Genomic DNA, 24,525 nt, shown 5'->3' with positions numbered 1-24,525 from the left:
TTGCGTTAGGCGGGCTGCGGGATCAGAGAGCCGCGACGACTTGGATCTCGAGCTTGTAATCTGGGTTGGCCAGCTTGGCCTCGACACAGGCGCGCGCCGGCGTCTGACCGGGGACGGCCCAGGCGTCCCAGACTGCGTTCATCTCGTCGTAGAAGGCGATGTCCGCGAGCCAGATCGTCGCCTGCAGCAGCTTGGACTTGTCGCTGCCGATCTCGACAAGGGACTGCTCGACCTGACCGAGGACGTCCCGGGTCTGTTCGGAGACCGAGAGGCCCAAGGTCGTCTCAGGCACATAGCCCGAGAAATAGGCCGTCCCGTCGTGGATCACGAGATCGCTGTAACGGGCTGCAACGCCGATCCGCCGGATGTCTGGCACGCTCTGGTCTCCCCTGTCCGATCGCCGTCCCGGCTCCTACCACAGGTGGCCACGCGGAGGACAGCCGAAGGTCCGCGAGACGGTCGATTCATGGAAAAGGGAAGGGAGTGGATGGCGGAGACGGAGGGATTCGAACCCTCGATACCCTTTTGGGGTATGCTCATTTAGCAAACGAGTGCCTTCAGCCGCTCGGCCACGTCTCCAGGCGAAAAGGCCGGATCTGGGATCCCGCTTCGCAGGTGGCGCAATAGACGCGAACAGGGTCTCTTCGTCAAGGTCCAAAATCGCCCGATTAGGCCCGCCCGAGAGGGAAAGCCCTTGCCGAGCTCAAGGGATCGGGGTTCACCAGAACAGGTGGGAGAGGGCGAGACTCGCAAGCCCGATGCCGGACAGGAAAACGGGAAACCACTTCGGGCATGAGCACTCTGCTTCGTTGACTTCCACCCGTTCCTCCCTGCGGTGCGTGAGCATGACCCATGAAAGCGGGTATGGACTCAGGAGGGAAGGGGCACGGGTGGTCAAATATGATGTCTAACGCCTAAATCCTCGGCATTCTGGACGCCGAGGGAGCGGGAGCCGCCGTCGTTCACGAGACAGGTGCCATCTCGGCCGTTTCGTAGAGACGCCGGATCTCGTCGAAGCTGCGGATGGCCGGGGCAGACTGCCGGACGATCACGGCGCTCAACTGCCTGAACTTGTCGTCGGCCCAATCCTCGACGACCAGGGCGATGGCCTCCCGAAGCGGCAATGTCGCGATTTTACACGCCATGTTCATGCCGGCCGATCGCTCGAACGGGCGGCTTAATGCAAGAAGATCCACCATCTCGTCGAAATCGTGGGCTGCGGTCACAATGCTCTCCACTGCAAAGGCTCGATCAATCTCGGCCATTGGCAGCCAATTGTGGCAACCAAATGCCCAAGCTTGCGGTAGGCTTGCCTGACGAGCAGAAGTTCAGCGGAAAAGACGCATCCAGCCTAAGGCACGATCCTCCGTGCCGGATAACGGAAGTGCTTGAGCAACTCGTCGTTGTGGCCGACCAGCAGCGCGGCTTCCGAGGGAAGGGCGTCCTCGGTCACGCGTTCGAACCCTGAAAAGAAGCCGAGGAAGGTCGTGTTCGGAAGGCTCATGAGGAGGATCGACTGGCCCGACGCCGGATCGCACGCAGCGGCGAGCATCATCTGCTTCGGGCCGCCGAGCTTGACGAAGAGCTCTTCGAACTGATCCTGCGTCTGGCTCCAGTCAGCAGGGCCAATGACCTTCTTCGCCCAAAGCATATGCCCAGTCCTGCGCCCGAGGAAATCCTCACGGGTCAAATCCTAGCCTAGTCTGCGTCGACAGGCGAGAGACGGTACAGGAGCGATCGCAGCAAGGCCTGTGAGGAGGAAACGCGTTTAATCGGGCGAGGGCAGGGGCTGCCATCGCTCCTTCCGATCCCCGTCGTCCAATCGGGCCAAACCCGGAGAGGCAAGGATGACCCTAGTTCAGGCTCTCCTTGCGGGTCGGCTTTTCCGGAGTTGGATCGGGTCTTGCGACCTCCTTCGAGCCATCGGGAATGATGAGCACGGAAACGGCATGGCCACTGGAGGCGAGCATGTCCGCCGCCTCGAAGGCCGATCGTTCCGCGTCCTGACGGGTTGCGAACGCCGTCTGTTCCCGGTCTGCGTAGGTGACCAGCCATTCGTCCTGAAACTTGAACACGACAAAGCGGTCCGTATGCATCAGCCCCTCCCAAACCCCGCTTCGCAGCGGAGCCTTCGAAAAGCTACCTGATGCGGCTTTTTCGGTAATGAAGCGATGGAGGTAGCAGGCAGGTCAAAAGGATAGAGCGCTGCGGCTCCCACGAGAGCCGCAGCGCTCACTTCACCGAAAGGTCTGTGAATATCGTGTCAGCTGGGAAGTCGCCCGTCGGGTGTGTACTTGTCCACGGCCTGCGGGAGTTCTTTGGACAGGCGGGCCAGGATTTCCTCGCGCGACAAACCCGTCTGTTGCGTCAGGGTCGCCAGGACATCGGGCCCGATCGCCTGCTCCAGTTGCGGCGGAGCGACCTCCTTGTTCGGTCCAGTGCCGACCCAGGACTCGGCGATGTCGCCCTGGCCGTTCTGCCGGAATCTGTCGACCAGTTCGCCTAAGCCCCCGTTCAGCACATTGCCTGGATTTTGGCCGGCCAAGCCGCCCAGCAAGCCGCCCAGGCCTCCTAAAGCGCCCGAGCCACCTTGCTGCTGTCCGGGACCGCCCGGGGCTCCTGATGGATTCTGTCCCAACCCGCCGATCATCTCGGCGATCTTGTCCCTGTTCTGGTATCCAGCGATGGCGAGAAGCCCCAGAAGGGCCGTCATGGATGGAAAGCCGCGGCTCATGTGTTCCTCCTCATTCGCTGCACGAGAACAGCAGCCGCATCGAAAGAGTTCCACGATTCAGCCGCCTGGTTCGGCTGATCGGTCCATCGTCAACCGGACGAGGCTCTCCTTCGACAAGGATGGTTCAGGCAAGCGGCTGCCGTCGAGAATGGCAATGCCAGCGACAGCCATGCTCGCCTGTCCGCCGGATTGACGAAGTCTCGGTCGCTGCGGAATGTATGCGCCCATCCTCGATGCAAGTGTGAAAGGCAGGTCGATGACGACGTTCGATGTGGCGGTGATCGGCCTTGGCGCCATGGGGAGCGCCGCGCTTTTCAATCTCGCGCGCCGGGGACGGCGCGTGATCGGCATCGAACAGTTCGAGCCGGGACACGACAAGGGCTCGTCGCATGGCGAGAGCCGGATCATCCGGCTCTCGTATTTCGAGCATCCGTCCTATGTGCCGCTGGCCCGCCGGGCCATGGAGAAGTGGCGCGAGCTGGAGGATCTCTGCGGACGGACTGTTCTCACGGTCACCGGCGTCCTGGAGGCGGGCTATCCCGGTTGCCCGATCGTCGAGGGCTCGCTCGAGGCGTCGAGGCTGCACGACCTCAAGCATGAAGTGTTGGATGCCGCCGAGATCAACCGGCGCTTTCCCGCCTTCAAGCTGCCGTCCCATTGGACCGGATTGTATCAGCCTGATGGCGGCTTCCTGCGGCCGGAACTCGCCATCCAGCAATTCGTCGGATTAGCGGAAAGCCATGGTGCCGAAGTGCGGACACGGACGCGCGTCCTGGCTATCGAGCCGCACGGCGCTGCCGTGCGTGTCCGGACGGAGGCCGGCGAGATCGAGGCCGGATCCGTGATCATTGCGGCAGGCGCCTGGATCGGGGATTTCGCTCCCGAACTGAAGCCGCACCTCAAGCTGACGCGGCAGGTGCTCGGCTGGTTCGAGCCCCTGCAGCCAGCCTCCTACACTCCGGATCGCTGCCCGGTCTTCATCCTCGAATCCGAGGACGACGCCTGCTACGGCTTTCCGGATTTCGCCGGCACGGGCGTCAAGGCGGCCTCCCACCGCAAAGGGACTTATCTCTCATCGGGCAACGACCTGGCGCAGGATGGCGGAGCCGCCGACGAGGCGCAGATCCGGCGCATGCTCGCCCTTGCGATGCCGGATGCCAACGGGCCGCTGAAGGCCATGCGCACCTGCATGTATACCCGCACGCCGGACGAGGATTTCGTGATCGATCAATCGTCCGACGATCCCCGCATCGTCGTGGCCTCGCCCTGCTCGGGGCACGGCTTCAAGTTCGCGAGCGTGATCGGGGACGTGCTGGCGGACCTCGCCCTTGGAAAAACGCCGGCCAACGACATCTCTCGTTTCAAGCTCGATCGCTTCCGATCGCAATCGGCCTGAAGCGGCGAAGCATGAAGCTGGAGGTACCGCCATGAAGAGAAGCTACGTCTGTCACCTGTCCGTCCTGGCCTTGCTGGCCGGAAGCGGATTTGCTCATGCGCAGGACATCACCATCGCCGTGGCAGGGCCGATGACCGGTGCGGTCGCCAGCATCGGCGAGCAGCTCAAGCACGGGGCCGAGCTGGCGGCGCAGGCCATCAACAAGAACGGCGGCGTCAACGGGAAGAACGTGAAGGTCGTGATCTACGACGATGCCTGCGATCCGAAGCAGGCCGTCGCCATCGCCAACCGCATCATCGCCGAGGGCATCAAGTTCGTCGACGGGCATGCCTGCTCGGGCTCCTCGATCCCGGCCTCCGAGGTCTATGCCGAGGCGGACGTTCTGATGATGAGCCCGGCCTCCAGCAACCCGGCCATGACCGACAAGGCAGCCGAAGAGGGCTGGACGACCATCATGCGGCTCTACGGTCGCGACGATGCGCAGGGCAAGTTCATCGGGCCGTGGATCAAGCAGAATTACGGCACCAAGAAGATCGGCATCCTTCACGACAAGAGCGCCTATGGCAAAGGCCTCGCGGATGTGGTGAGGGCTTCCCTCAACAGCGCCGGCGTCAAGGAGGTGCTTTACGAGGGCATCAATCCCGGCGAGAAGGACTACAAGGCGGTGGTCAACCGCCTCAAGAGCCAGGGCGTTGAGTTTCTCTATTTCGGCGGCTATCACACCGAGGCCGGGCTCATCATGCGCCAGGCAGGTGATCAGAATTACAAGTTCCAGCTGATGATGGGAGACAGCATCGCGACGCCGGAATTCGGGGCCGTCGCCGGTCCTGCGGCCGACGGAACCCTGTTCACCTTCCCGCCCGACGGCCGCGACAGCGAGGCGGCCAAGGGAGCGTTGGAGCAGTTCAAGCAGATCGGCTTCGTGCCGGAAGGATTCACGCTGTTCTCCTATGCGACCGTTCAGGCCATCGCCGGCGGAATCGGCAAAGCCGGCAGCGCGGATCCGAAAGCCGTGGCGAAGACCCTGCGCAGCACAACGGTCGACACCGTTCTCGGCCCGGTCACCTTCGACGAGAAGGGCGACATCAAGGATCCGAGATACAACATCAATGTCTGGAAGGGCGGCACGTACAGCAAGCTGACTCAGTGACGGGCGGCCTGACCGCAAAGAGCAAGGGCGGCTCCATCGGAGCCGCCCTTTTTGCATCGTCGATCGACAATCAATCGTGGGCCGCGGCCTTGCCGGGCTCCTGGTCCGGGACGAGGTGCTCGATGGAAACCCACTCCGTGCAGGCTCTGAGGATGGGGGTCAGATAGGCCCGATTGCCTTCGATCTCGACCACCCGGCAGGAATAGGCCCGCCGATCCCCGGGCGGTCGGTATATGACGGTCGTCCCAGGCCTGATGTCCTCATGGACCGGCGGATGAGGCGTGCTGGTCGTCGCGTGCCTCTCGACCTCCACGTTGTCCTGCGCGAGGGTGGGTTGCTGACCGGCCCGATAGCGGTCGAGCGCCTCGATCGCCACCCGGGCTCTGTCGCGGTAGCGGTCGCAGACGACCCGCATCAGGGTCCCCTTTTCCCGGCCTGGATACCAGGTTACGCCACCGATCTTGGCCATTTCCTCCGCGACGATCTCAACTTCTTCCTCAGTCATGTCGACAATCCCTCGTGAGCCGTTGGTGTGTGCCCAGATCGTGTGAACGCATCCGTATGACCTGTCCGGTCGAGTGCTTATGCCCCAAGGAATGCTCGTTCTTGGCTTCGACGCCTGGCGTTTGGAATGCGCCGAACGGAGAGACGTTTGACTAGGCTCTTAATTCCATCATGCGCTTTTGCAGGATGGCGAGCTGCTGGATGTAGGGCTGCCGCCGCTCATGATGGCGGGCCTTCAGCCTCTCGAGGGCGCGGATCTTGATGTTGGTGTCAGGCGAAATGTTGCTCAGTTGCGCGCGTTCCCGTTCGTAATCGAAATCGATGTCGGCCAGGGTCGCCAGAAGCGACTGAAGCAACGGCTGGAAGGTGGGTGAGTACATTCTTGGAAGGAGAGCCCCGTTGTTCGCTTCTTCTTTATGAAACTTAGTATCGTTCATCTCTTTCCTCATATTAACTTTGCGTTAATAAGAGGGTCAGAATACTGAGGTCGGGTTACCCCGTCTGTTTGGAACCCGACAAAGACAGGAGAAATCTTTCTTCCGTTCAACGGGTTGTGTTTCGCTTCTTGGCAAGCGCTGAATGAGAATGGGCGCTCACCACGGACGCTTTGTGACCTGACGGAAGAAGACGCTCGAAGCTTTGGCGGATCGCGCGATAGCACTCGCATGCGGTTTCCTCGAGACCAGCCCTGTTTGTAATCCTGATCGTTCCTCGGCCTTGGCTGATCAAGTCCATCCGCTGCAGCGCGCTTGTGACGCTGCTCACGGTCGAGCGCTGAACCCCCAGCATTTCGGCCAGGATCTCATGGGTGAGGGGGATGTCGTCCTTGTCGGTTCGGTCATGCGTGCTCAGGATGGCGCGACAGCACCGGGATTCGACGCTGTGAACGGCATTGCATGCAACGGTTTGAAGCGTTTGCGCGAGAAGCGCTTCCGAGTAACGGAACAGCACGCGGCGGATCGGCGGGCGCAGTTCGAGGTCCTTGCTCAAGCGCTCCAAGGTGATGCGTGATGCCGAGCCGGATATTTGGGTGACGTAGCGTCCGAAGGACTGACGGGTAACGAGCGCACTCACGAAGCCGAAGACGGATTCCCGGCCGAACACCGCCATCTGGACGGAGCCGCCGTTCTGCAGATCCGTCACCAGAGAGATGACTGCATCGTGGGGGAAATAGGTATGCCGGATCGCCTCGCCGGTCTGATAGACGATCTTGCCGCGTGGCAGCTCAACGATCTCGAGATAAGGCTCGAGCCATGAATAATCGTCTGGCTCCAGAGCGGCGAGGAGCTGGTTCCTTCGATGAAGGGCGGCCTTCGTACCATTCTTCATGGCAGGGTCATCACCGCGTTGAGGATCCCCGGATGAAGTTACCGAGTATCCTTACAGGATAATAACGTCACAACTTCAGGATGTGCAATCGCGGGCCGTACTTATGAACAGGCGGTTCGGGCTCAGAACATGTCCTCCTTGCAGGCGGGTCGTCGGATGTGGCTCGGACAGATGCCGACTTCAGGGAAACGACAGGGTTGTGGCTTTGTGCCATGGCCTGACGGACATGCCTCCGAAGAGTAGAATGCCTCGGGTCGTGCTGACCGGCTCAAGACCGGCTTCTGCATTGGCGTCATGGGCCCATGCGCATCCGCCGCGACAAAACCGGTTTACCCTTCCCACGGAAGGCCTCAGCATGGCGCGTTCAGAATCTCTGGGGAGAACTCCGCATTGAGCACGCAGTCATCTTCGTATCGGGTAAGCGGCAGCACGGCGGATTTGGCGGACTGGTCCGCTCCTGAGCTTCTGGAAGCCTATGCCCGCAAGGCGGCGTCTCCCGTCGAGGTCGCGAAGCATGTGATTGCACGCATCGATGCCTATGAGCCGCGGCTGCAGGCACTTTATGCCTTCGATCCCGATGCGGCGCTTCGCGATGCACGCGCGTCCGAGCAGCGCTGGATGAGCGGGCAGGCGAGGGCGCTCGACGGCATCCCCGCGACCGTCAAGGAAAACATCGCCACCAAGGGGACGCCGGTACCGCTCGGCACGGCGGCGCGTCCGCTGGTTCCAGCGGCCGAGGATGCGCCTCCGGCGGCGCGCCTGCGCGAGGACGGCGTGGTCATCCTCGCCAAGACCACCATGCCGGATTACGGCATGCTCTCCTCGGGGCTGTCGAGCTTTCACCCGCTCGCGCGCAATCCCTGGGACATTTCGAAGAACCCAGGCGGCAGCTCAGCGGGAGCCGGCGCAGCGGCGGCGGCCGGCTACGGGCCGTTTCATATCGGCACCGATATCGGCGGATCCATCCGCCTGCCGGCGTCGTGGTGCGGCGTGTTCGGCCTCAAACCCAGCTTCGGCCGCATTCCCATCGACCCGACCTATTACGGCCGCGTGGCAGGGCCGATGACGCGCACCGTACGCGACGCGGCCCTCATGATGAAAAGCCTCACGCGGCCCGACATGCGCGATCCCATGAGCCTGCCCTATCAGGATTTGCCCTGGCTCGATCTCGACATCGACGTCAAAGGCCTGAAGATCGGCGTGATGATGCAGGCCGGCGTCGGCATGACCCTCGACCCGGAGGTTCGCGCTACCGTCGAGAGCGCAGCAAAGATATTCGAGGATGCCGGCGCTCTCGTCGAGGAGATGCCGCCCTTCATCACCCGCGAGATGCTCGACGGCCTCGACGATTTCTGGCGCCAGCGGGCCTGGACGGACATCGCGCCCCTGAGCGACGAGGAGCGCGGAAAGATCCTGCCCTACATCCTGCAATGGGCCGAGGGCGGAAAAGACCTGACCGGTGCCGAGGTCTACCGCGGCATGAACCAGATGATGGTGATGCGCCACGCGGCCGTCGCCGCCACCCATCGCTTCGACTTCGCGATCTCGCCGGTGGCGCCCTGCGCCGCCTACCCGGCGGAACTGGCATCGCCCATCCACAATCCCGAGGAGCCGTTCGAGCATATCGGCTACACGGTCGCCTTCAACATGTCGGACCAGCCGGCCGCCTCCGTCAATGCGGGCTTCACGAAAGCGGGCCTTCCCATCGGCCTCCAGATCATCGGCCGCCGGTTCGACGACATGGGCGTGCTGCGGCTCTCTCACGCCTGGGAGGAGATGTGCCCGGACAAGCGGCCCTGGCCGAGGCTTTGATGCCGCAAGACTTCCCCTCCAAGTCATGGCCGTCCCCGGACTCGATCCGGGGATCGGTCCCGGCCATCCCGATAAAGAGCGCGGCGCCCAAGACAATCGGGATCACCGGCACAGGGCCGGTGATGACGTTGAGGACAGGGTACCGTAGCGACATCGAAGCCGGATGGTTCGGGTTTTCCTAGAAGCCACCTGCTGATAAACAGCCGCCATGACGTACAAGGTTGCCGCCCTCTACCAGTTCGTCCCGCTGCCGGACTTCCGGGCGCTAAAGGACCCGCTGCACACGCTCTGCCTGGATCTCGGGATCAAGGGCACGCTCCTGCTCGCCCACGAGGGGATCAACGGGACGGTGGCCGGCACGCAGGAGAGCGTCGACGCCCTCATGGCCGAGCTGCGCGACGGCGCGCTCTTCAGGGGGCGTCTGGACAATCTCGAGCTCAAGTTCTCGACCGCCGCCGAGATGCCGTTCAAGCGGATGAAGGTGCGGCTCAAGAAGGAAATCGTGACGCTGGGCGATCCCCAGACCGACCCGCTGCGCCGGGTCGGCACCTACGTGTCGCCGGCCGAATGGAACAGGCTGCTCGACGAGCCCGGTATCGTGCTGCTTGATACCCGCAACGATTTCGAGGTCGAGATGGGCACCTTCGAGGGAGCGGTCGACCCGCGGATCAAGCGCTTCAGCGAGTTCAAGGATTTCGTGAAGACCGAGCTGGACCCGCAGCGGCACAGGAAGGTCGCCATGTTCTGCACTGGCGGCATCCGGTGCGAGAAGGCTAGCTCCTACATGCTCGCCCAGGGCTTCGAAGAGGTCTTCCACCTCAAGGGCGGGATCCTCAAATACCTGGAAGAGGTTCCGGCAGCGGAGAGCCGCTGGAACGGCGGGTGCTTCGTCTTCGACGAGCGGGTGGCACTCGGCCACGGGCTCGTGGAGCGGCCGGATGAGGCAGGGCAATCTGATGAGTGACCATGAAGCCCGCATTGAGGCGCTCGAGGTGCGCGTCGCCTACCAGGACAAGATGATCGAGGACCTGAACCAGACCGTCATCGCTCAATGGAAGCAGATCGACGGCCTGAAGCGGCAGCTCAACGAGCTGCTCGACCGCGTGCAGGAAGTCGAGGACAATACGGGCGGGCCGTCCGCGCCCGAGCCTCCGCCGCCGCATTACTAGTCGACCCGAACGGCAGCCGGGGCGCCTTGCAGACTGTGCTGGCGTCTCCACGTCATGGCCGGGCTTGTCCTGGCCATCCCGATCCTGTGAAGCGCCACGCTTTTCCTCAGCGGGATCACCGGCACAGGCCGGTGATGACGTGGAGCAGGCATCTGTATCGCGACCAGTTTCCATAGCGAAAAGCTTCTTTGGCACCCGGCTCCCCGGAGTGCCAAAAAATTTTCGCACCCCCTCTTGAACGGTGAAGCTCTTTCAACCAAATTTCCGACCGCGGAGGCCCGAACGGCTCCGCTTGAGGCAGTTAATAGACTGAAATCATTGGAGGAAGCTTCATGAAGTTCCGTCCTTTGCATGATCGGATCGTCGTGCGCCGCATCGAGGCCGAACAGAAGACCGCGGGTGGGATCATCATCCCGGATACCGCCAAGGAGAAGCCCCAACAGGGTGAGGTGATCGCCGTCGGTCCCGGTGCCCGAAACGAGCAGGGTCAGCTCGTTCCCCTCGACGTCAAGGTCGGCGACACGGTGCTCTTCGGCAAGTGGTCCGGCACGGAGGTGAAGATCGACGGCGATGATCTTCTGATCATGAAGGAGAGCGACATCATGGGCGTGCTGGAACAGACCGCCGTCCAGAAGAAGGCCGCGTAAGGCTTAGCCCCGCAATCAGAGTCACATATCGTTACGTCTCATCAGGAGTGACGAACAATGGCTGCTAAGGAAGTCAAATTCTCCCTGGACGCTCGCGACAAGATGCTGCGCGGCGTCGACATCCTCGCCGATGCCGTGAAGGTCACGCTCGGTCCCAAGGGCCGCAACGTGGTGATCGAGAAGAGCTTCGGGGCTCCGCGCATCACCAAGGACGGCGTCACCGTCGCCAAGGAGATCGAGCTCGCCGACAAGTTCGAGAACATGGGCGCCCAGATGGTGCGCGAGGTCGCCTCCAAGCAGAACGACCGCGCCGGCGACGGCACCACCACGGCGACGGTTCTGGCCCAGGCCATCGTCCGCGAGGGCGCCAAGGCTGTGGCCGCCGGCATGAACCCGATGGACCTCAAGCGCGGAATCGATCTCGCCGTCGAGGCCGTGGTGGCGGATCTCAAGAAGAACGCCAAGAAGGTCACCTCCAACGACGAGATCGCCCAGGTCGGCACCATCTCGGCCAACGGCGATGCCGATGTCGGCCGCATGCTGGCGGAGGCCATGCAGAAGGTCGGCAACGAGGGCGTGATCACGGTCGAGGAGGCCAAGTCCCTGGAGACCGAGCTCGAGGTCGTGGAAGGCATGCAGTTCGACCGCGGCTATCTCTCGCCGTACTTCATCACCAACGCCGAGAAGATGCGCGTAGAACTGGAGGATCCCTACATCCTCATCCACGAGAAGAAGTTGTCGGGCCTGCAGGCCATGCTGCCCGTCCTGGAATCCGTGGTGCAGACCGGCAAGCCGCTGCTGATCATCGCCGAGGACGTGGAAGGCGAGGCGCTGGCGACGCTGGTGGTCAACAAGCTGCGCGGCGGCCTGAAGATCGCTGCCGTCAAGGCTCCGGGCTTCGGCGACCGCCGCAAGGCCATGCTCGAGGACATCGCCGTCCTCACCAAGGGTCAGGTCGTCTCCGAGGATCTCGGCATCAAGCTCGAGAACGTGACGCTGAACATGCTCGGCCGGGCCAAGAAGGTGGTGATCGAGAAGGAGAACACCACCATCGTGGATGGCGCCGGCGACAAGCGCGACATCGAGGCCCGTGTCGGCCAGATCAAGGCCCAGATCGAGGAGACCACTTCGGACTACGACCGTGAGAAGCTGCAGGAGCGCCTGGCCAAGCTCGCCGGCGGCGTCGCGGTGATCCGCGTCGGCGGCGCGACCGAGGTCGAGGTGAAGGAGAAGAAGGATCGCGTCGACGATGCCATGCACGCCACCAAGGCGGCGGTCGAGGAGGGGATCCTTCCCGGCGGCGGCGTGGCCCTTCTGCGTGCGCTGAAGGCTCTCGAGACCGTGAAGCCCGTCAACGACGACCAGAAGACCGGCGTGGAGATCGTGCGTCGCGCCCTGCAGGCTCCGGCCCGTCAGATCGCCCTGAACGCGGGTGAGGACGGCTCCGTCATCGTCGGCAAGGTGGCCGAGGCGACGGACTACGCGGCGGGCTGGAACGCCCAGACCGGCGAGTACGGCGACCTCTACAAGTTCGGCATCATCGACCCCGCGAAGGTCGTGCGTGTCGCCCTTGAGGACGCCGCCTCGGTCGCGGGTCTCCTCATCACCACTGAGGCCATGATCGCCGAGAAGCCCAAGAAGGAAGCCGCTCCGGCGATGCCCGCCGGCGGCATGGACTTCTAAGCTCCGGCATCCATCCGATGAAGGGAGACGGCGTCGCTCGCGCGACGCCGTTTTCATTGCGCGTTCGACCGATCGATCCTACCGATGCCGGATCAGCGTCTCGTCTTCCGGTTCGGCCACGCTGGTTCTGATCGAGCCGGTCGTCTCTTCAGGCGCCATCTTGCGCAACTGGTTCACGAAAGCCGTCAGGCTGTTCGTCTGCCCCGGCTCGGGAGCCAGGAACGCCAGAGCGCTGCTGTCGAACGGCTCCTCCTCGATCGTCCCGTCGATCATGATCATCGTCTTGATGCCGGTCTGCATATCGAAGGAGACGGACTTCACCTTCGTCTGCTTCTGGGGGGTGATCGGCTCTGCGATGACCAGGGATGCCGCTGCCGCAGATGCGAGGACCGGCTTGGCCGGCGCGCGAACAATGGTGACGGGCCGTTGGGTGGGCTTGGAGACGACGGAAGCCTGACGGGCTTGCTTGTCCTGGAGCTTCCTTGCGGGTTCGTCGACCCGGTCGCGGACGGGTTGGGACACCGCCATGTACTCCGTCGGCCCGGACAGGATTTGCTGCAGCCGTCCCTCTGCCTCTTTGGCTTCCTTTTGCGTCGTGGAGCCGAAAGCTGCCGCGAGTGGGTTCTTGGCTTTTTCCGCCTCCGCCTTCGTTTTTGCGGCCTCTGCCGCTTTCGCGGCCGCAATCCGCTTCCTGGCCTCCGCCGTCTGGGCGCGGTTGTTGGTGCTGTAGGAGTACTGTTTGCCGTTGATCTCGTATCGGACCAACCGCGCCTCCGCACCGCTGAACATCATCCCATGCGTGACGATGGAGGCTCCAAGCAAAATAAGCGTCTTCTTCATCGGCCTATAAGAGCACGTTGGCTCTTCCCCTTGCTCGGGTAAAACTCATGTGCTGACTATGGCGAATCTGTGGCGACTTCTAAGTAATGTACTGACTCGTAAGAGGTATGCTTCCGTAATACTGGTGCTTTTCATAGTAAATGCTACAAGATTCTGAGAGTTTACTAATAAGAATTATTTATCTCTACGATGATTATCTTCATTGACTTTATATCATTGGATCTTGAGCCTGCGAGGACGGCTGAAACGGCTCAAATTCAACGTTTCTCGCGGCTCTCATGCAAGCTTGGCGGGTCCCCAATGCGCTGAGATCATGCCTGTCGATGATCGCTGGCGTCCTGCCGACAGGGGCTCGTTCGTGATGAAGAGCCACACCTTCGTCATTTCAACAGTTTGACACCCGAATAATCCGAGGAACAGCCGGGAGGGCGACCCGTTGCCCGAAATGAACGGTGCAATCTGAGTCTTTCGTCTAACTTTACTCAAGGGCAACCATCCCTTGTTACCGAGCCTTCCTTAAAAGCGCGACATGCCCTCGAACTGGAGTAGGCACCTATGAAACGCCGCAATTTTCTCGCTACGGCCGGCGCCGGCCTCGCCGCAGGCGCGGTCGCCAAGCCCGCCATTGCCCAGTCAAATCCGGAGATCCGCTGGCGTCTGACCTCCGGCTTCCCGAAGTCCCTCGACACCATCTATGGCGGCGCCGACTTCCTGGCGAAGTACGTGTCGGAGGCAACCGAAGGCCGGTTCCAGATCCAGCCGTTCTCGGCCGGTGAAATCGTCGGCACCTTCCAGGCCGCCGACGCCGTGTCCGCCGGCACAGTCGAGATGGCCCACACGGCCGCCTATTACTACGTCGGCAAGGATCCGACCTTCGCGGCCGCCGCGGCGGTGCCGTTCACGCTCAACGCCCGCCAGCTCAATGCCTGGCAGTATCATGGCGGCGGCATCGGCCTCGTCAACGAGTTCATGGCCAAGCACAACCTCTACGCCCTGCCGGGCGGCAACACCGGCACCCAGATGGGCGGCTGGTTCCGCAAGGAGATCAAGACCGTTCAGGATCTGCAGGGCCTGAAGATGCGCATCGCCGGCATCGCCGGTCAGGTGATGGCGAAGCTCGGCGTCATCCCCCAGCAGGTGGCCGGAGGCGACATCTACCCATCTCTGGAGCGCGGCACCATCGACGCGGCCGAGTGGATCGGCCCCTACGACGACGAGAAGCTCGGCTTCCAGAAGGTCGCGCCGTTCTACTATTATCCGGGCTTCTGGGAAGGCGGCCTGACGCTCCACTTCCTGTTCAACAAGGCCAAGTGGGAATCTCTGCCGAAGAACTATCAGGCGATCCTGCAGGCGGGCTGCATGGCGGCCAACATGGACATGCTCGCCAAGTACGACGCCAAGAACCCGGCGGCTTTGCGCAGCCTGGTGGGTGCCGGCGCGCAGCTGCGTCCGTTCTCCCAGGAAATCCTCGACGCCGCCTACAAGGCGACCAACGAGGTCTATGCGGAGATCTCCGCCCAGAATGCGGACTTCAAGAAGCTGATCGACTCGCTCCGCGCCTTCCGCAACGAGGAATATCTCTGGTTCCAAGTGGCCGAATACGCCTTCGACACCTACATGATCCGCGCCCGCACCCGCGGCTAAGTCTGCATTTGTCACGTCACAGAAGAACCCGGCGTCCGAGACGCCGGGTTTTTGTTTGCAGGGCTGATGTGCCTCAGGCGGGGAGCTTCATGGGTTGCATCCGAGGCTCGGAATGATGATCTCATGGCAACCCTCGTTCGGCCTTGAACCGCACCAGAAAGATTGCCCATGCCTCCCTTTTCCGTTCTCGATCTCGCGCCCGTTCCCGAAGGCTCCACGCCCTCCGATGCCTTGCGCAATACGCTCGACCTGGCGCAGCACGCGGAAAGGTGGGGCTACACGCGCTACTGGCTGGCCGAGCACCACAACATGGTAGGCATCGCCAGCGCGGCGACGAGCGTCGTGATCGCCCATGTGGCGGGCGGCACGAAGACCATGCGCATCGGCGCGGGCGGGATCATGCTGCCGAACCACTCGCCCCTGGTGATCGCCGAGCAGTTCGGCACCCTCGACGCCCTGTTCCCGGGGCGCATCGATCTCGGCGTCGGCCGCGCGCCGGGCACGGACCAGCGCACCCTGCGGGCCCTGCGCCGCGATCCGACCGCCGCCGACACCTTCCCGCAGGACGTGCTCGAATTGCAGGCGCTGCTTGGACCCGTGCAGCCGGATCAGGCGATCCAGGCCGTTCCGGGCGCAGGCTCGAATGTGCCGATCTGGATTCTCGGCTCCAGCCTGTTCGGCGCGCAGCTCGCCGCGATGCTGGGGCTGCCTTACGCCTTCGCGTCGCATTTCGCGCCCGGTGCCCTGATGCAGGCGCTGCAGGTCTATCGCGAGCGCTTCCAGCCCTCCGCCCAGCTCGACCGGCCCTATGCCATGGTGGGCGTCAACGTGATCGCCGCCGATACGGACGAGGAGGCGCGCCATCTCTTCACCTCTACGCAGCAATCCTTCACCAACCTGTTCCGCGGCACCCGCGGCAAGCTCCAGCCGCCCATCGACGACATTGAGAGCTACTGGGCGCCGCACGAGAAGGCGCAGGCCATGAACATGCTGTCCTGCTCGTTCGTAGGCTCACCCGGGACCGTGCAGGACGGGCTGGAGAACTTCATCGCCCAGACCGGCGCCGACGAGGTGATGGTCGCGTCCGCCATCTACGACCATGACAAGCGCCTGCGCTCGTATGAGATTTTGAGCGAGGTGCGGGAGGATATGAGGAAGGCGGCTTAGACAATACAACAAGCTCCCCCGTCATCACCGGCCTTGTGCCGGTAATCTCGATGCGGTGAAGCGCAGCGCTCTTCCCATCGGGATGGCCGGCACAAGGCCGGTGATGACGTAGTGGACAGGGGAGACGTCGCTCTCCTAGCGCATCGTGCGGCCCTTCGGGTCCGCACGAACGATGCTCTCATTTATGGAGGAAGCATCGGATGGATCCCGAAAGTGCAAATCCACTTTTGGGTCCGATGCTTTAGGCCGTCGCGCCTCTGCCCCTCAGCGTCGGGTCGAGCGCGTCGCGCAACCCATCCCCCAACAGATTCAAGCCCAGCACCGAGAGCGCGATGGCGATGCCGGGCGCGATGGCCAAGTGAGGGGCCTGCGAGAGATAGGTCTGGGCGTCGCTCAGCATGCGGCCCCAGCTTGGATTGGGCGGGCGCACGCCGAGGCCCAGATAGCTCAGGCCCGCTTCGGTCAGGATCGCGAGCGCGAGCTGGATCGTCACCTGGACAATGAGCGCGCCCGCGATGTTGGGCATCACGTCCTCCCAGGTGATGCGCAGCGGATGCTTGCCGATGGCGCGGGCTGCCGCGATGTAGTCGAGCGTCCAGACCTGGAGCGCGACGCCGCGCGTCACGCGGGCGAAGACCGGCACGTTGAACACGGCGATCGCCAGGATGGCGGCAAGCGGCCCCGAGCCCACCAGCGCGCCGATCATGATGGCCGAGAGCACAGCCGGAAAGGCGAAGACCACGTCCGACACGCGCATGGCGATCTCGTCGGCGATCCCCTTCCAGGCCGCCGCCGCGCAGCCGATGGCCGTGCCGATGGCAGCACCCAAGAGAACCGCCGGCCAGGCGATGGCGAGCGAGTTCCAGGCTCCCACCATGAGGAGCGAGGCGACGTCGCGGCCGAAATGATCGGTGCCGAGGATGCCGACCTCTCCGGGGCCCTTCAGGCGCAGGGCCACGCGCACGCGAGTCGGCACCTCCGGCGTCCAGACGAGCGAGACGAGGGCAGTCACGATCAGCAGCGTCGTGAGGATACCGCCGACGAGGAGGGCGGAGTTGAGAGGAAGCCGCGAGCGTTTGCTCATGAGCGTCCCCTCAGGCGCGGATCCAGGATCGCGTAGCCGATATCGACGATGAAGTTCACCACGATGACGAGGCCGGAGAAGATCAGCACGATGTCCTTGATCACCACGAGGTCGCGCTGGTTGAGCGCCTGATAGGCGAGCCGTCCGAGGCCCGGCAGGTTGAACACGTTCTCGACGAGGATCGCGCCGCCGAAGAAGAACGAGAGCTGCAGGCCGAGGATCGTGGTGACCGGAATGAGCGCGTTCGGCACCACGTGGCGGCGCAGCGTCCCTCCCTTGTCGACGCCCTTGGCGCGGGCAGTGCGCACGAAATCGGCACCGATCACTTCCAACGTGGCCGAGCGCGTCACGCGCGTAAGTACGGCCGCCTGGGGCAGGGCAAGCGCCACGGCGGGCAGGAGAAGCGCCTGGAAGGCGGGCCCGATGCCGGTGCTCCAGCCGGGAAAGCCGCCGGCCGGAAACCAGCCGAGCCAGGTGGAGAAGAAGAGGATGAACAGAAGGCCGATCCAGAAGTTCGGCACCGCCACGCCGAGCTGGCTGAACACCAGCACGGCGCGGTCTACCGCCCCGTCCCGGCGCGCGGCTGCCGCGACGCCGAGCGGGAGCGCCAGCGCCGTCGAGATGAGGATCGCAAGCAGGCTCAACGGCAGCGTCACGTTCATGCGCTCGGCCACGAGGGTCGCGACCGGCATCTTGTAGGTGATCGACTGTCCGAGATCGCCGTGAAGGATCCCGCCGATCCATTGCAGGTAGCGCACGAGCGCCGGCTGGTCGAGACCGAGTTCCTGCCGCAGGGCCGCGAGCGTGTCCTCGCGCGCGGCGGTGCCGAGCATGATGGCGGCCGGATCGCCCGGCAGGACTTCCAGGATCAGGAAGATCGCGAGCGATACGGCCAGAAGGGTGATAGCCAGAGAGACGAGACGTGAGATGACGAGACGCAGCATGGCTTAGATGCGCCTCATGCCGGTCATGCATCTATCGAGAGAGCAATTCATTGTGTGCCAGTGTACCCTCCTGCCCCTTGTGGGGAGGAGTTGGAGGTGGGGGTGTCAGCGTCACGTTCTGAAGCCTTGGCGCTCACACCCCCACCCTAACCCTCCCCACAAGGGGGAGGGAAGAGGCACCGGGGGGATCAAATCACTCCGTCCAAAAAACTTCCGTCACGTCGTTCGACGGGATCGGCGAGTTCTCCCACAAGCCCTGCACCTTCGCGTTCCATACGCCGAGCTTCGGCAGCTGGAACAGGAAGAGGGCAGGCACGTCCTCGGCCAGGATCTTCTGCGCTTCCGCGTATTTGGCGAAGCGCGCCTTTTCGTCCGTGGTCCGGGCAGCTTCCGCAAGTACGGACTTGAACTTGTCGTTCTTGTAATTGAAGTAATAGGTGTCGCGCGCGAAGATCTCGATGTCGAGCGGCTCCGTGTGGGACACGATGGTGACGTCGTAATCCTTGTTCTTGAAGACCTCCTCGATCCACTTGGCCGGGAATTCCGTCGGGACGATCTTCAGGTCGACGCCGACTTCGGCCATCATGGCGGAGAGCAGCTCCGCCGAGCGGCTGGCATAGGCCATCTGGGGCGACTTGATGGTGATCGACAGGCCGTTGCCGTAGCCTGCTTCCTTCAGGAGCGCCTTGGCTTTCTCCACATCGTAGGGAATGACGTTCGTCGTATCCGCGAAGGCCGGGTGGTTCGGCGAGAAGAAGCTGCCGATGGGCTGGCCGAAGCCGGAATAGGCGCCTTCCACGAGAGCCTTGCGGTCCACCGCATGCATGAGGGCGCGACGCACCCGCACGTCGTCGAACGGCTTCTTGGCGCTGTTGAGGCCTGCGACGGTCTCGCCTTCGGTATTGCCGGCCACGGCCTTGAAGCGCGGATCCTTCTGGAATTCGGCGAAGAGCTCGGGAGCTGCGAGGTTCGGGAAGGCATCCACATCGCCCGCTTTCACGGCGGCGACCTGGGCCTGCGAGTCGCTGATGAAGCGGAAGGTGACGCTGTCGAGCTTGACCTTGTCCTTCTGCCAGTAATCGGGATTGCGCACGAGCTCGACCCGGTCGCCGCGCGTCCAGGACTTGAACTTGAACGGACCGGTGCCGACCGGATTGGCCGCGTTGTTCGCCGCCGTCTCGGGCGCCACGATCACCGCATCGCCCCAGCCGAGATAATAGAGGAAGTTGCCCGAGGTCTCCTTCAGCTTGATCACCACGGTGGCGGGATCGGGCGTCTCGATGGAGGAGATCGGCGCGAAGATCTGCTTCTGGGCGTTGGTCGATTTCGGATCGCGAGCGCGGTCGAAGGCGAACTTCACGTCGGCGGAATCGAAACTCGTGCCGTCATGGAACTTCACGCCCTCCTGCAGGCGGAAGGTGTAGGTCAGCCCGTCAGGAGACACCTCCCAGCTCTTCGCCAGGAGCGGCTGGACCTTGCCGGTGCGATCGATGCGCACCAAGCCCTCATAGAGGTTCACCCAGGTAACTTCCCGGATGGCCACGGGCGCCGCGATCGTCGGGTCGAGGCCCGGGGGCTCGATGGGCATGCCCACCACGAGGGAGGTCTTGGCCGCATGGGCCGGGATGACGCTGACGGAGAGCAGGAGGGCGGCGGTCAGGAGGCGCTTCGTCATCAGGGCTTGAACTCCATCGGGTCACGGGCTGCGACAGGATCGCGATGGGACCAGCTTACGCAGGACCGCGCCGGATGGAAGATGCTCATTACGGAATCTTCACTTAACTTCGCCGCGACCGAGGCCTAAGCATCAGGCGTGAACAGATCCGCCAATTGTTCTTGTTCTGAGGCGTTTGGCGGAATGAAAGGCTTTGACATGGCTCTTGAGACCGCCCGGGTGCCCACCGCCAACGGCGCCCGATACCTCCAGCAGCTCTGCAAGCACTGGAGCCACAAGCTGAACGTTCAGCTCTCGGAGAACGAGGGCATCGTCCGCTTCCCGGCCGCCGTGGCGACCATGAAGGCGGATCCGGAGGCACTCACGGTGAGCGTGGAAGCCCAGGACGACGAGACCCTCCAGCGGATGAAGGGCGTCGTCGCCTCCCATCTCGACCGGTTCGCCTTCAAGGAGGCTCCGCTGCCGTTCCAGTGGGTGAGAGGGTGACGAAACCGCTTCGTGTCATCCCCGGCGGCCGTAGGCCGGGAAGGGGATCCACTCGCACGAGTGGCGCTATGGTTTCCCTTCCCCTTCGCTGATCCTGTGAAGCGCCGCGCTTCTCCGTATCGCGATCACCGGCACAAGGCCGGTGATGACATCGGAAATGCGGCCCGCCTCAAATGCACCGGCCGCCATCGACCTCCAGCACCACGCCGGTGATCATGCTGGCTTCGTCCGAGGCGAGGTAGAGCGCCGCATTGGCGATGTCCTGCGGGGTCGAGAAGCGGCCGAGCGGGATCGAGTTGACGAACAGCTCGCGCTTCTGCGGCGTATCCTCGCCCATGAAGGTGGCGAGCAGCGGCGTCTCGCCGGCCACGGGGGCGAGCGCGCAGACGCGGATCTTGCTCGGCGCGAGCTCCACGGCCATGGACTTCGTCATGGTGTGCACGGCGCCCTTGGTGCTGTTGTACCAGGTCAGGCCGGGGCGCGGGCGCAGGCCCGCCGTCGAGCCCACATTGACGATCACGCCGCCGCCCTGGTTCTGCATCAGCGGAACGGCCGCCTTGGCGAAGAGATAGATCGACTTCACGTTGACCGCGAAGACCCGGTCGAACTCGTCTTCCTCCACCTCCAGCATCGGCCGGTTGCGGTGGCTGATGCCCGCGTTGTTGACCACAATGTCGAGCTTGCCGAAGGCGGCGACGGTCTTCTCCACGGCCGCGTTCACGTCGGCGGCCTTCGATACGTCGGCGGCAAGGCCGATGGCGGAGGCGCCGATCTTCTCGGCGGCGCTCTTGGCCGCCGCCTCGTTGATGTCGATGATGGCGACCTTCGCGCCCTCGCGGGCGAAAGTTTCCGCAATGCCCAATCCGAATCCGGACCCGGCGCCCGTGACCAGCGCCACCTTGCCTTCAAGGCGATTCATGTTTCTTCCCTTTCAACGTGTGCTTTTCCCTCCTCCTTGTGGGGAGGGGTAGGGTGGGGGTGTCGGCGCCTGACCTTCATAGGCTATCGCTCACACCCCCACCTCCAACTCCTCCGCACAAGGAGGAGGAGAGTTGCCTGCGCTTTCTGAGCCAGAGCCCAGGATGAGGTCGAGCTTTGCTCGTCCGCTGCCTACCCATGCGCGATGACGAGCGTCTTCGTCGTGGTGAACTCGATCAGCCCCTCGAAACCCTTCTCGCGGCCGTGGCCCGAGCGGCCGAAGCCGCCGAAGGGCAGCTCGATGCCGCCGCCGGCGCCGTAGCAGTTCACGAAGACCTGGCCGGCGCGCATGGAGCGGGCCACGCGGGTGGAGCGCATGGCGTCACGGGTCCAGACGCCTGCAGCGAGGCCGAAGGGCGTGCCGTTCGCCAGCCGGATCGCCTCCGCCTCGTCGTCGAAGGGCGTCGCCACCAGGACCGGGCCGAAGACCTCCTCCTGGGACAGGATGCTCTCGTGCGGGACCGGCGCCAGGAAGGCCGGCGCCACGTAGAAGCCGCCGGCCGGCGCGTCGGAGGCTACGGAGCCCTCGCCGATGACATTCAGGCCCTCGTTGCGGCCACGCTCGAGATAGCCGAGGACGCGGCGCTGCTGGGCCTGGTTGATCATCGGCCCGAGATCGGGCTCATGTTCGGGATGGCCGGCACGCAGCGTCCGGAAGCGTTCCGCCACCGCATCCACCACGTCCTGGAAGATGCCGCGCTGGATCAGCAGCCGGCTGCCCGCCGAGCAGGTCTGGCCGCCGTTCTGGATGATGGCGTTGACGAGGGTCGGCAGTGCGCGCTCGAGATCCGCGTCGTCGAACACCACCTGGGCCGACTTGCCGCCGAGTTCGAGGGTCACGCCCACATGGTTCTTGGCCGCCGCAGTCTGCACCGCCGTGCCGGTCTCGGGGCTGCCCGTGAAGGACAGGAAATCGATGCCGGGATGGGCCGCGAGCGCCGCGCCGGCCGTGCGGCCGAGGCCCGTCACCACGTTGAGCGCGCCGTCCGGGAAGCCGACCTCCTGGGCAAGAGCCGACACGCGCAGGATCGTCAGCGAGGCGTCCTCGGCGGGCTTCACCACGGTGGCGTTGCCGGCGGCCAGCGCCGCGCCGACCGAGCGGCCGAAGATCTGCATCGGGTAGTTCCACGGCACGATGTGCCCGGTCACCCCGTGTGGCACCCGCTCGACGCCGATGAAATGGGTGTTTAGATAGGGAATCAGGTCCCCATGCAGCTTGTCGGCGGCGCTGCCGTAGAACTCGAAATAGCGGGCAAGCGCGATGGCGTCGGCCCGCGACTGGCGCAGGGGCTTGCCGTTGTCGCGGCTCTCCAGGAGGGCGAGTTCATCCGCATGGGCCTCGACAGCAGCCGCGAGCTTCATGAGCAGGCGCCCGCGCTCCGTCGCAGTCAGCTTGCCCCAGGCATCGTTGAGGGCGGCGCGGGCGGCCTTCACGGCCTCGTCGATGTCCTGCGCCGTGCCGGCGGCGATCCGGGCGAGCAGCGAGCCATCGACCGGCGAGAGCACGTCGAGGCTCATGCCGTCCGAGGCCGGACGCTCGCGTCCGCCGATGAGATTCTGGAACACCATGTTGGGCGCGAGGCTCGCGCTGACCTGATCGTTCACGGCTGTCGTCTCCCTAAATCATCTTGTTCATGCCCGGCACGGCGGCCAGGAGCTGGCGCGTATACGCGTCCCGCGGATGGGCGAAGAGTTGCGCGGTTTCGGCCATTTCGACAATCCGGCCTTTTTGCATGACTGCCACGCGGTCGCAGATCTGGGCGGCGACGCGCAGATCGTGGGTGATGAAGAGAATGGCGAGACCGAGTTCTTCCTGCAGCCCCCGGATCAGCTTGAGAATCTCGGCCTGAACCGACACGTCGAGGGCCGAGACCGCCTCGTCCGCCACCAGCACGTCGGGCTTCATGGCGAGCGCCCGGGCGATGCCGATGCGCTGGCGCTGGCCGCCGGAGAATTCGTGCGGATAGCGCTCGATGGCCTGGGCCGGAAGGCCGACCTTTTCCAGGAGGATGCGGGCTTCGTCCAGGGCCTTGGCTGCGTCTTCTCCTTGCGTGATCGGGCCTTCGGCGATGATGCGCCCGACGGTGCGGCGCGGGTTGAGGGAGGCGAAGGGGTCCTGGAACACCATCTGGATCCGGCGGCGGTAGGGGCGCAGATCCCGCTGGGACAGGGCGCCGAAGTTCAGGTCTCCGATCTCGATGGCGCCGCCGTCCGGCTCGATCAGGCGCAGCACGCAGCGCCCCACGGTCGATTTGCCGGAGCCGGATTCGCCCACGAGGCCCAGGGTCTCGCCGCGCCGGATGTCGAAGCTCACCGCATCGGCGGCCTGAACCTCGCGGCTTTTGCGGAAGAAGCCGCGCCCGCCGTAGGACTTGGTCAGGGCATCGACCTTCAGGGCGATGGGCTCGCCGGTGAGCTGCTTCGGGGCGGGTGGGGTCAACGAGGGCACGGCCGCCAGGAGGCGCTTGGTGTAGGGGTGCTGCGGACGGGTCAGCACCTCCTCAGCCGGGCCCTGCTCGACGAGCTCACCCTGCTGCAGCACCGCGACCCGGTCGGCGACCTCGGCCACGACGCCGAAATCGTGGGTGATGAAGAGCACTGCCGTGCCCATCTTGCGGCGCAGGTTGTCGATGAGCTTGAGCACCTGGGCCTGGGTGGTCACGTCGAGGGCCGTCGTGGGTTCGTCGGCGATCAGGAGCTTGGGTTCGAGGGCGAGCGCCATGGCGATCATCACCCGCTGGCGCTGGCCGCCGGAGAGCTCGTGCGGATAGGCCTTCGCGATCAGCTCCGGGTTCGGCAGGTTGACCTCGGTCAGCAGCTCGATCACGCGGCGGTCGCGCTCGGCCGGGCTGAGCAGGCCATGGGCGCGAAAGGTCTCGGCGATCTGGTCCGCCACCCGCATCACGGGGTTGAGGGAGGTCATCGGCTCCTGGAACACGGTGCCGACCTCCCGGCCGCGCACGTCGCACCAGCCGGCCTCGTCGAGGGCGAGGAGATCGCGCTCGCCGAGCCGGATCGATCCGGACAGGACCTGGACGCCCGCCGGCAGGAGCCCGATGGCCGCCATGGCGGTCATCGACTTGCCGGAGCCGGATTCGCCCACGACGCAGAGCGTCTCGCCCGGGTGGATGGAGAGCGACAGGTCCCTGATCGCGTGCTGCCGGTCAGCCAGAACGGGAAGCCCGATGGAGAGGTTTTCAATCGACAGCACGGGGGAGGGGCCGCTCAACATCATGCTCCTGCTGGAATGGCTGAGTGTCCATCCTTGTCATCTCGACCGCTT

Annotated in this window: 25 protein-coding genes and 1 tRNA gene; 10 read left to right on the top strand and 16 right to left on the bottom strand. The window is 64.1% G+C overall.

All coding sequences use genetic code 11. The features are described from left to right. Window positions 1-22: 22 nt before the first annotated feature. The 6 genes from VB672_RS07305 to VB672_RS07280 form a co-directional block, all read right to left on the bottom strand. Window positions 23-376, bottom strand: coding sequence for a RidA family protein (locus VB672_RS07305; protein WP_329783515.1), 354 nt, complete (start codon window positions 374-376; stop codon window positions 23-25). 112 nt (window positions 377-488) lie between these two features. Further along, window positions 489-579: transfer RNA gene (locus VB672_RS07300), tRNA-Ser, on the bottom strand. Between the two features lie 383 nt (window positions 580-962). Continuing rightward, window positions 963-1,226, bottom strand: coding sequence for a hypothetical protein (locus VB672_RS07295; RefSeq protein ID WP_329783514.1), 264 nt, complete (start codon window positions 1,224-1,226; stop codon window positions 963-965). 125 nt (window positions 1,227-1,351) lie between these two features. Next, complete coding sequence (locus tag VB672_RS07290) at window positions 1,352-1,651, bottom strand: hypothetical protein (protein ID WP_329783513.1); 300 nt, start codon at window positions 1,649-1,651, stop codon at window positions 1,352-1,354. Between the two features lie 202 nt (window positions 1,652-1,853). Further along, the gene (locus VB672_RS07285) at window positions 1,854-2,096 is read right to left on the bottom strand and encodes a hypothetical protein (RefSeq protein WP_329783512.1); all 243 of its coding nucleotides are present in this window, start codon (window positions 2,094-2,096) and stop codon (window positions 1,854-1,856) included. A 167-nt stretch (window positions 2,097-2,263) separates the two neighbouring features. After that, on the bottom strand, window positions 2,264-2,734 hold the full coding sequence (locus VB672_RS07280; RefSeq protein WP_329783511.1) for a YidB family protein: 471 nt from the start codon (window positions 2,732-2,734) through the stop codon (window positions 2,264-2,266). Between the two features lie 256 nt (window positions 2,735-2,990). Here VB672_RS07280 and solA point away from each other — a divergent pair, with 256 nt between their 5' ends. Both solA and VB672_RS07270 read left to right on the top strand, forming a co-directional pair. Continuing rightward, window positions 2,991-4,130, top strand: coding sequence for an N-methyl-L-tryptophan oxidase (gene solA / locus VB672_RS07275; RefSeq protein WP_329783510.1), 1,140 nt, complete (start codon window positions 2,991-2,993; stop codon window positions 4,128-4,130). A 31-nt stretch (window positions 4,131-4,161) separates the two neighbouring features. Further along, window positions 4,162-5,280 carry an ABC transporter substrate-binding protein gene (locus VB672_RS07270; protein ID WP_329783509.1) on the top strand — a complete coding sequence of 373 codons (1,119 nt, stop codon included), beginning with the start codon at window positions 4,162-4,164 and terminating at the stop codon, window positions 5,278-5,280. A gap of 70 nt (window positions 5,281-5,350) precedes the next feature. On the opposite strand, the gene VB672_RS07265 is transcribed toward VB672_RS07270, so the two are convergent. The 3 genes from VB672_RS07265 to VB672_RS07255 all read right to left on the bottom strand — a co-directional run bounded on the left by VB672_RS07265 (window position 5,351) and on the right by VB672_RS07255 (window position 7,113). Then, window positions 5,351-5,785 (bottom strand): hypothetical protein, encoded by a 435-nt coding sequence (locus tag VB672_RS07265; protein ID WP_329783508.1) that lies wholly within the window; start codon window positions 5,783-5,785, stop codon window positions 5,351-5,353. 151 nt (window positions 5,786-5,936) lie between these two features. Then, entirely contained in the window at window positions 5,937-6,221 is a 285-nt protein-coding gene (locus VB672_RS07260) for a hypothetical protein (protein WP_329783507.1), read from the bottom strand. Window positions 6,222-6,327: 106 nt separating this feature from the next. Beyond that, window positions 6,328-7,113 (bottom strand): Crp/Fnr family transcriptional regulator, encoded by a 786-nt coding sequence (locus VB672_RS07255; RefSeq protein ID WP_329783506.1) that lies wholly within the window; start codon window positions 7,111-7,113, stop codon window positions 6,328-6,330. Window positions 7,114-7,503: 390 nt separating this feature from the next. On the opposite strand from VB672_RS07255, the gene VB672_RS07250 reads away from it, so the two are divergent. From VB672_RS07250 to groL, 5 genes are all read left to right on the top strand, one after another. Further along, complete coding sequence (locus tag VB672_RS07250) at window positions 7,504-8,925, top strand: amidase (RefSeq protein WP_329783505.1); 1,422 nt, start codon at window positions 7,504-7,506, stop codon at window positions 8,923-8,925. A gap of 208 nt (window positions 8,926-9,133) precedes the next feature. Beyond that, entirely contained in the window at window positions 9,134-9,889 is a 756-nt protein-coding gene (gene trhO, locus VB672_RS07245) for an oxygen-dependent tRNA uridine(34) hydroxylase TrhO (RefSeq protein ID WP_329783504.1), read from the top strand. After that, window positions 9,882-10,094 carry a SlyX family protein gene (locus VB672_RS07240; protein ID WP_442931940.1) on the top strand — a complete coding sequence of 71 codons (213 nt, stop codon included), beginning with the start codon at window positions 9,882-9,884 and terminating at the stop codon, window positions 10,092-10,094. The genes trhO and VB672_RS07240 overlap by 8 nt, the downstream gene beginning before the upstream one ends. 332 nt (window positions 10,095-10,426) lie before the next feature. Beyond that, entirely contained in the window at window positions 10,427-10,741 is a 315-nt protein-coding gene (gene groES, locus VB672_RS07235) for a co-chaperone GroES (protein ID WP_329783502.1), read from the top strand. A gap of 57 nt (window positions 10,742-10,798) precedes the next feature. After that, window positions 10,799-12,424, top strand: a complete 1,626-nt coding sequence (groL, locus tag VB672_RS07230) for a chaperonin GroEL (RefSeq protein ID WP_329783501.1) — start codon at window positions 10,799-10,801, stop codon at window positions 12,422-12,424. Between the two features lie 78 nt (window positions 12,425-12,502). Here groL and VB672_RS07225 read toward each other — a convergent pair whose 3' ends face one another. Continuing rightward, the gene (locus VB672_RS07225; protein WP_329783500.1) at window positions 12,503-13,264 is read right to left on the bottom strand and encodes a hypothetical protein; all 762 of its coding nucleotides are present in this window, start codon (window positions 13,262-13,264) and stop codon (window positions 12,503-12,505) included. Between the two features lie 555 nt (window positions 13,265-13,819). On the opposite strand from VB672_RS07225, the gene VB672_RS07220 reads away from it, so the two are divergent. Then, a complete protein-coding gene (locus tag VB672_RS07220) occupies window positions 13,820-14,908 on the top strand; it encodes a TRAP transporter substrate-binding protein (protein WP_329783499.1) in 1,089 nt (362 codons plus the stop codon). A gap of 168 nt (window positions 14,909-15,076) precedes the next feature. Then, complete coding sequence (locus VB672_RS07215; protein ID WP_329783498.1) at window positions 15,077-16,075, top strand: LLM class flavin-dependent oxidoreductase; 999 nt, start codon at window positions 15,077-15,079, stop codon at window positions 16,073-16,075. Between the two features lie 241 nt (window positions 16,076-16,316). Here VB672_RS07215 and VB672_RS07210 read toward each other — a convergent pair whose 3' ends face one another. From VB672_RS07210 to VB672_RS07200, 3 genes are all read right to left on the bottom strand, one after another. Then, window positions 16,317-17,159 carry an ABC transporter permease gene (locus tag VB672_RS07210; protein WP_329783497.1) on the bottom strand — a complete coding sequence of 281 codons (843 nt, stop codon included), beginning with the start codon at window positions 17,157-17,159 and terminating at the stop codon, window positions 16,317-16,319. Next, on the bottom strand, window positions 17,156-18,103 hold the full coding sequence (locus VB672_RS07205) for an ABC transporter permease (RefSeq protein WP_329783496.1): 948 nt from the start codon (window positions 18,101-18,103) through the stop codon (window positions 17,156-17,158). Before VB672_RS07205 ends, VB672_RS07210 begins: the two co-directional genes overlap by 4 nt. A gap of 193 nt (window positions 18,104-18,296) precedes the next feature. Continuing rightward, window positions 18,297-19,778, bottom strand: coding sequence for an ABC transporter substrate-binding protein (locus VB672_RS07200; RefSeq protein ID WP_329783495.1), 1,482 nt, complete (start codon window positions 19,776-19,778; stop codon window positions 18,297-18,299). A gap of 198 nt (window positions 19,779-19,976) precedes the next feature. Between VB672_RS07200 and VB672_RS07195 the strand changes: the two genes are divergently transcribed. Then, complete coding sequence (locus VB672_RS07195; protein ID WP_329783494.1) at window positions 19,977-20,264, top strand: DUF2218 domain-containing protein; 288 nt, start codon at window positions 19,977-19,979, stop codon at window positions 20,262-20,264. Between the two features lie 169 nt (window positions 20,265-20,433). On the opposite strand, the gene VB672_RS07190 is transcribed toward VB672_RS07195, so the two are convergent. From VB672_RS07190 to VB672_RS07180, 3 genes are all read right to left on the bottom strand, one after another. Then, complete coding sequence (locus VB672_RS07190; RefSeq protein WP_329783493.1) at window positions 20,434-21,183, bottom strand: SDR family oxidoreductase; 750 nt, start codon at window positions 21,181-21,183, stop codon at window positions 20,434-20,436. A 191-nt stretch (window positions 21,184-21,374) separates the two neighbouring features. Beyond that, complete coding sequence (locus tag VB672_RS07185; RefSeq protein WP_442931938.1) at window positions 21,375-22,847, bottom strand: aldehyde dehydrogenase family protein; 1,473 nt, start codon at window positions 22,845-22,847, stop codon at window positions 21,375-21,377. Window positions 22,848-22,860: 13 nt separating this feature from the next. After that, complete coding sequence (locus VB672_RS07180; protein WP_329783729.1) at window positions 22,861-24,474, bottom strand: ABC transporter ATP-binding protein; 1,614 nt, start codon at window positions 24,472-24,474, stop codon at window positions 22,861-22,863. Window positions 24,475-24,525: the final 51 nt, after the last annotated feature.

Origin of the sequence: Microvirga sp. CF3016, assembly GCF_036314085.1 — a bacterium.
GTDB lineage: Bacteria > Pseudomonadota > Alphaproteobacteria > Rhizobiales > Beijerinckiaceae > Microvirga.
This window is presented reverse-complemented; position numbering and strand designations above follow the sequence as displayed.

Bases quoted from the DNA above. Each gene is read 5' to 3' on its own strand.
- VB672_RS07290 (WP_329783513.1), bottom strand. From the start codon at position 1,651: ATGCTTTGGGCGAAGAAGGTCATTGGCCCTGCTGACTGGAGCCAGACG.
- VB672_RS07285 (WP_329783512.1), bottom strand. From the start codon at position 2,096: ATGCATACGGACCGCTTTGTCGTGTTCAAGTTTCAGGACGAATGGCTG.
- VB672_RS07280 (WP_329783511.1), bottom strand. From the start codon at position 2,734: ATGAGCCGCGGCTTTCCATCCATGACGGCCCTTCTGGGGCTTCTCGCC.
- solA (WP_329783510.1), top strand. From the start codon at position 2,991: ATGACGACGTTCGATGTGGCGGTGATCGGCCTTGGCGCCATGGGGAGC.
- VB672_RS07270 (WP_329783509.1), top strand. From the start codon at position 4,162: ATGAAGAGAAGCTACGTCTGTCACCTGTCCGTCCTGGCCTTGCTGGCC.
- VB672_RS07265 (WP_329783508.1), bottom strand. From the start codon at position 5,785: ATGACTGAGGAAGAAGTTGAGATCGTCGCGGAGGAAATGGCCAAGATC.
- VB672_RS07260 (WP_329783507.1), bottom strand. From the start codon at position 6,221: ATGAACGATACTAAGTTTCATAAAGAAGAAGCGAACAACGGGGCTCTC.
- VB672_RS07255 (WP_329783506.1), bottom strand. From the start codon at position 7,113: ATGAAGAATGGTACGAAGGCCGCCCTTCATCGAAGGAACCAGCTCCTC.
- trhO (WP_329783504.1), top strand. From the start codon at position 9,134: ATGACGTACAAGGTTGCCGCCCTCTACCAGTTCGTCCCGCTGCCGGAC.
- VB672_RS07240 (WP_442931940.1), top strand. From the start codon at position 9,882: ATGAGTGACCATGAAGCCCGCATTGAGGCGCTCGAGGTGCGCGTCGCC.
- groES (WP_329783502.1), top strand. From the start codon at position 10,427: ATGAAGTTCCGTCCTTTGCATGATCGGATCGTCGTGCGCCGCATCGAG.
- groL (WP_329783501.1), top strand. From the start codon at position 10,799: ATGGCTGCTAAGGAAGTCAAATTCTCCCTGGACGCTCGCGACAAGATG.
- VB672_RS07225 (WP_329783500.1), bottom strand. From the start codon at position 13,264: ATGAAGAAGACGCTTATTTTGCTTGGAGCCTCCATCGTCACGCATGGG.
- VB672_RS07220 (WP_329783499.1), top strand. From the start codon at position 13,820: ATGAAACGCCGCAATTTTCTCGCTACGGCCGGCGCCGGCCTCGCCGCA.
- VB672_RS07215 (WP_329783498.1), top strand. From the start codon at position 15,077: ATGCCTCCCTTTTCCGTTCTCGATCTCGCGCCCGTTCCCGAAGGCTCC.
- VB672_RS07210 (WP_329783497.1), bottom strand. From the start codon at position 17,159: ATGAGCAAACGCTCGCGGCTTCCTCTCAACTCCGCCCTCCTCGTCGGC.
- VB672_RS07205 (WP_329783496.1), bottom strand. From the start codon at position 18,103: ATGCTGCGTCTCGTCATCTCACGTCTCGTCTCTCTGGCTATCACCCTT.
- VB672_RS07200 (WP_329783495.1), bottom strand. From the start codon at position 19,778: ATGACGAAGCGCCTCCTGACCGCCGCCCTCCTGCTCTCCGTCAGCGTC.
- VB672_RS07195 (WP_329783494.1), top strand. From the start codon at position 19,977: ATGGCTCTTGAGACCGCCCGGGTGCCCACCGCCAACGGCGCCCGATAC.
- VB672_RS07190 (WP_329783493.1), bottom strand. From the start codon at position 21,183: ATGAATCGCCTTGAAGGCAAGGTGGCGCTGGTCACGGGCGCCGGGTCC.
- VB672_RS07180 (WP_329783729.1), bottom strand. From the start codon at position 24,474: ATGTTGAGCGGCCCCTCCCCCGTGCTGTCGATTGAAAACCTCTCCATC.